Origin of the sequence: Streptomyces sp. NRRL B-24572, assembly GCF_002156145.1 — a bacterium.
In the GTDB taxonomy this organism is placed as follows: domain Bacteria; phylum Actinomycetota; class Actinomycetes; order Streptomycetales; family Streptomycetaceae; genus Streptomyces; species Streptomyces vietnamensis.
This window is the reverse complement of record NZ_MWIG01000392.1, coordinates 1-4,655: the sequence shown is the minus strand read 5'-3', so window position 1 is coordinate 4,655 and position 4,655 is coordinate 1. Positions and strand designations below refer to the sequence as shown.

5 protein-coding genes are annotated in these 4,655 nt (G+C 73.2%); 2 read left to right on the top strand and 3 right to left on the bottom strand.

The features are described 5' to 3' along the window. The coding region (locus CCN56_RS23105; protein WP_179199957.1) for a cysteine protease StiP family protein at positions 1 to 1,325 on the top strand (1,325 nt) is incomplete at its 5' end. Between the two features lie 53 nt (positions 1,326 to 1,378). Further along, positions 1,379 to 2,218 carry an HAD family hydrolase gene (locus CCN56_RS23100; protein WP_373412885.1) on the top strand — a complete coding sequence of 280 codons (840 nt, stop codon included), beginning with the start codon at positions 1,379 to 1,381 and terminating at the stop codon, positions 2,216 to 2,218. A 49-nt stretch (positions 2,219 to 2,267) separates the two neighbouring features. Here the strand turns inward: CCN56_RS23100 and CCN56_RS23095 are convergent, their stop codons facing one another. The 3 genes from CCN56_RS23095 to CCN56_RS23085 form a co-directional block, all read right to left on the bottom strand. Continuing rightward, positions 2,268 to 2,483 carry a zinc ribbon domain-containing protein gene (locus tag CCN56_RS23095; protein WP_086829614.1) on the bottom strand — a complete coding sequence of 72 codons (216 nt, stop codon included), beginning with the start codon at positions 2,481 to 2,483 and terminating at the stop codon, positions 2,268 to 2,270. A gap of 32 nt (positions 2,484 to 2,515) precedes the next feature. Further along, complete coding sequence (locus CCN56_RS23090) at positions 2,516 to 3,829, bottom strand: hypothetical protein (RefSeq protein ID WP_086829612.1); 1,314 nt, start codon at positions 3,827 to 3,829, stop codon at positions 2,516 to 2,518. A gap of 123 nt (positions 3,830 to 3,952) precedes the next feature. Continuing rightward, the coding region (locus CCN56_RS23085; RefSeq protein ID WP_107484207.1) for a DUF4097 family beta strand repeat-containing protein at positions 3,953 to 4,655 on the bottom strand (703 nt) is incomplete at its 5' end.

The window sequence follows — 4,655 nt, the reverse complement described above, 5'->3', positions numbered from 1 at the left end:
ACGCCGTCGTCCTCGTCGTCGACTCCGCCGCCGACACCCCGGCCCTGCACGCCCCGGACGGCCTGCTCGCCCAGCTCGCCGCGCACATCCCGCGCGTCGTGCTCGCGGTGATCCCGTCCTACACCCCCACGGTCCGCGCCACCGAAGTGACCGAAGCTCCCGAAGCTCCCGAAAGGAGCTCCATGCTGCCCGAGCCCCTCCGCGGCCCCGCCTTCTCCTCCTACGCACCCGAAGAGGTCGGCTGGCTGCTCCAGGACCTCTCGGACGTCGAACTCGAGGCCCCCACCGAGGAACGCGAGGAGGCCATCCAGAGCGGCGGCGCCCACTACGCCGAGTCGCTCCCCGTCGAGTACCAGCCCAGCGAGCGCTACCAGCAGCTCTTCCACACGGCCCTGGAGAGCTCGGCGGCCCGCATCGCCCGCGCCGTCGGCACGGTCACGGAGACCGTCCTCGCCGAACGCTCCGCCCGCCCGGTCCTCGTCTCCCTCGCCCGGGCCGGCACCCCCGTCGGCGTCCTCATGCGCCGCTGGGCGCAGGCCCGCCACGGCCTCGACCTCCCGCACTACGCCGTCTCCATCGTGCGCGGCCGCGGCATCGACGCCAACGCGCTGCGCTGGCTCGCCGCCCACCACGACCCGGCCGACGTCGTGTTCGTCGACGGCTGGACGGGCAAGGGCGCCATCACGCGCGAACTCGCGGAAGCGCTCAAGGAGTTCGACGGCTTCGACCCGGAGATCGCGGTCCTCGCCGACCCCGGCTCCTGCGTCCGCACCTACGGCACCCGCGAGGACTTCCTCATCCCCTCCGCCTGCCTCAACTCCACGGTCTCCGGCCTGATATCGCGTACGGTCCTCCGCTCCGACCTGGTCGGACCGAACGACTTCCACGGCGCCAAGTTCTACCGCGAACTGGCCGGGGCCGACGTCTCCGTGGCCTTCCTCGACGCCGTCGCCGCCCGCTTCGACGAGGTCGCCGCGACCGTCGACACGGACGTCAAGGAGCTCCTGGCCGCCGACCGCACCCCCACCTGGGAGGGCTGGGCGGCCGTCGAGCGGATCAGCGAGGAGTACGGCATCCACGACGTCAACCTGGTCAAGCCGGGCGTCGGCGAGACCACGCGAGTCCTGCTGCGCCGGGTCCCCTGGAAGATCCTGGCCAAGCGGGGCGCGGACGCGGACCTCGCGCACGTGCGGCTGCTCGCCGAGCAGCGCGGCGTACCGGTCGAGGAGGTCGACGAACTACCGTACAGCTGCGTGGGCCTGATCCACCCTCAGTACACGAGGGGCGCGACGGGCGCCGACGGAAAGGCGGTGGTGTCCCAGTGACCAGGCCCACGAGCACGAGCACAAGCACGAGTACAGGTACGAGCACGAGCACCATCACGAGCACGAGCACGAGCACGAGCACGAGCACGAAGACGCTGGTGGCGAGCGACCTCGACCGCACCCTCATCTACTCGACCGCGGCCCTGGCCCTCGGCATGCCGGACGCCCAGGCGCCCCGGCTGCTCTGCGTGGAGGTCCACGAGTCCAAGCCGCTCTCGTACATGACCGAGGACGCGGCCGACCTCCTCGCGAGGCTGACCGCCGAAACGGTCTTCGTGCCGACGACGACACGGACGCGCAAGCAGTACCAGCGCATCCAGCTCCCGGGCACCGCACCGGCGTACGCGATCTGCGGGAACGGCGGGCACATCCTCGTCGACGGCGTCTCCGACCGCGACTGGCACGAGTCCGTCGTCCGCAGGCTGGCCGACGAATGCGCGCCGCTCTCCGAGATCCGCGCCTACCTCACCGCCACCACGGACCTGTCCTGGGTGCGCAAGCACCGGGTGGCCGAGGACCTCTTCGCGTACCTCGTCGTCGAGCGGGAGCGGCTCCCCGAGGACTGGCTGGACCGTTTCGGCAGCTGGGCGGGGGACCGCGGCTGGACCGTCTCGCTGCAGGGCCGCAAGGTGTACGCCGTGCCGAAGCCGCTCACCAAGAGCGCGGCCGTCCGCGAGGTCGCCCGCCGCACCGGCGCGACGCTCACCCTGGCGGCGGGGGACTCGCTCCTCGACGCCGACCTGCTGCTCGCCGCGGACCGGGCCTGGCGCCCGGGCCACGGCGAACTGGCCGACAGCGACTGGACGGCCCCCCACCTCGACGTCCTCGCGGAGCGTGGAGTGGCGGCGGGCGAGGAGATCCTCCGCCGCTTCAGAGCCGCGGCAGCCGTCTAGAGACTGCTGGAGCCCGTCCGGCGGATCAGGGCCGGACAGGCCCCAGGGGTCAGCCGCAGCAGCCCCCGCCACAGCAGCCACCGCCGCCGCCACCGCCCTGCGCGGGGGCGGCGTTGCTGCTTCCTCCCACGGCGACGGCGGACAGCAGCTTCACGGTGTCGTCATGCCCGGCGGGGCAGGCGGCGGGAGCGGAGGACTCGGCCATGGGACGGCTGAGCTCGAAGGTGTCGCCACAGGTGCGGCAGCGGTATTCGTAACGAGGCATGGGAACAGGCTAACGGCGGTACGAGCGCGCCATCAGTGGCCGACGCCGGATCCCCGCTCCTCCCGGATCTGCCCGACGACCCGGGCGGCGGTGGCGCGGACGCCCTCCAGCTCGGTCAGGAAGTGCCAATAATCCGGGTGGCGGCCCTCCAGGCCGTCCACGGCCCGGTCGAGGCGGGCGACGGCGTCGTCGAGGGGCCGGGCGTGCCGGGGGTCGGGGGTGCTCCGCCCGGCCATCGCGAGCCGCTGGGCGTCCCGTACCGCGAACCGGGTGCGGTCGATCTCCGCCTTCGGGTCCTTCGCGACGGCGTCCAGGCGGCGCAGCCGGTCTCCGGCGGCCGAGACCGCCTCGTCGGTGGAGTCGAGCAGCGCGCGGGCGGTGGAGAGCAGGGAGGTCGCGTCGGGCCAGCGCTGCTCGGCCCGCGCCTTCCCGGCCTCGGCGAGCCGCTCCTCGGCCTGCCGGAGGGTCACGACGGCCTGCTCCGGCACGTGCTGGAGGTCCTGCCAGCAGGCGGCCGAGTACCGCCGCCGCAGCTCGGAGAGGACGGGCTCGACGCCCCCGGCGCGGGTGGTGAGCGCCTCGGTGCGGGTACGCAGCGACACGAGCCGCTTGTCGATCTCGGTGGCCCGCTCGGGCAGCCGCTCGGCCTCGGCGCGTACGGCCTCGGCGTCCCGCAGCACCCGGTCGGCGCGCTGCAGCGTCTCGGGGACGCCGTGCCGGCCGGCGCCCTCGTTGAGGAGGGTCAGCTCGGGCCCGAGCGCGGCGAGCCGCGCGGCCAGATCATCGGCACGCAGCCCCCTCTCGCGTACTGCATCCAGGGCACCGCTCGCACCCCGCAGCGCCTGCCGGGCCCGCTCGACGGCGGGGGCGACCCGGGCGAGCTGCGTCTCGGCACGCCCGAGAAGAGAGGCGAGCCCCTCCTCGAACCGGTCCAACTCACCCTTGACGCGGTCGAGCTCTTCCTTGGCGCGGGTCAGCTCGGCACGGGCACGCGAAGCGGTGCCGGCGTCGAGCTCGTCCCGATCGAGATCATGCGCGTCAACGGCGGCGATATAAGAATGACTGACCTCGTCGATCCGCCGCCCCAGGGCTTCAAAGCCCTCGACGGCGCGACGGGCCTCCGGCGAACCGTCGACGGCGGTGATCGTCTCGATGGAGATGCGGAGCCCGCGCTGGGCGGTGTCGAGCTCGTAGAAGGCGGCCGCGGCGGCGTCCTTGGCGGCCTGGGCCTCGGCCCGCTGGCCCTCCCCGCGCCCACCGAACCAGCGGCGCGTCCCGCCGCCGGCGAAGGCCTGCGGCGCCAACGCGCCGACCAACAACGGCAGCGCGACAGCCAACCGGAACACGGAGAAACCGGGCGCCGATGTGCCCCTAGCGTCGCTCGCCGCCACCTACTACTCCCCGTGCTGTGTCCGCCGTGCCCGGTCCGGTTCATTCTCCCACCCGGTAAGGACGAACACACGGCCCGGTCAGTTCACCGCGCGCACGAGGACATCCCCGTCGTCACTGCGCAGGCTCACCACGTTCCCGCTCCCGTCGCGGCGGGGTACGTCGAGACGGACCTCACCGTCGTCACTGGCGCCGGACGCCTCGTACTCGGCCTTCGGCACGGTCACGGTGACGTCACCGTCCTCGGTGACGACGTCGACCTTGCGGGGAACGGCGGCGAGGGTGATGCGTACGTCCCCGTCGTCGGACCGGACGGCGACGGCGGGCGACCGAACGGAATCCTCGACGCTCACGTCCCCGTCCCGACTCCCGAGATCGAGCCCCCCACTGACCTTCCGCACGCGGATGTCCCCGTCGTCGGACCGCACCTTGAGGGGCGTGGTGAAGCCCTCGGCGGTGACGTCCCCGTTGTCGTCCTCGACGGTCACGGCGACACCACGGGGCACCTGGATCCGGTGCACGGCCGAGCAGCCGGCCGCAACCGCATCGCAGCCCACCCGCAAGGTGAGCCGCCCGTCCACCAGCTTCCAGCTCGCCTCGGGCCCGGACCCCATGAACACCCACCCGTCGACCTGCCGCTCCACCCGCACGCCGTCGACGTCGGCGGGCGTGATCACCAGATCGGAGTCGTCCGCGTCGACGGCGTGCGGGTGGAGCGGCAGGTCGACGGGTGGGTGTTCATGGGGTCCGGGCCCGAGGCGAGCTGGAAGCTGGTGGACGGGC

Bases quoted from the DNA above. Each gene is read 5' to 3' on its own strand.
- CCN56_RS23095 (WP_086829614.1), bottom strand. From the start codon at position 2,483: ATGCCTCGTTACGAATACCGCTGCCGCACCTGTGGCGACACCTTCGAG.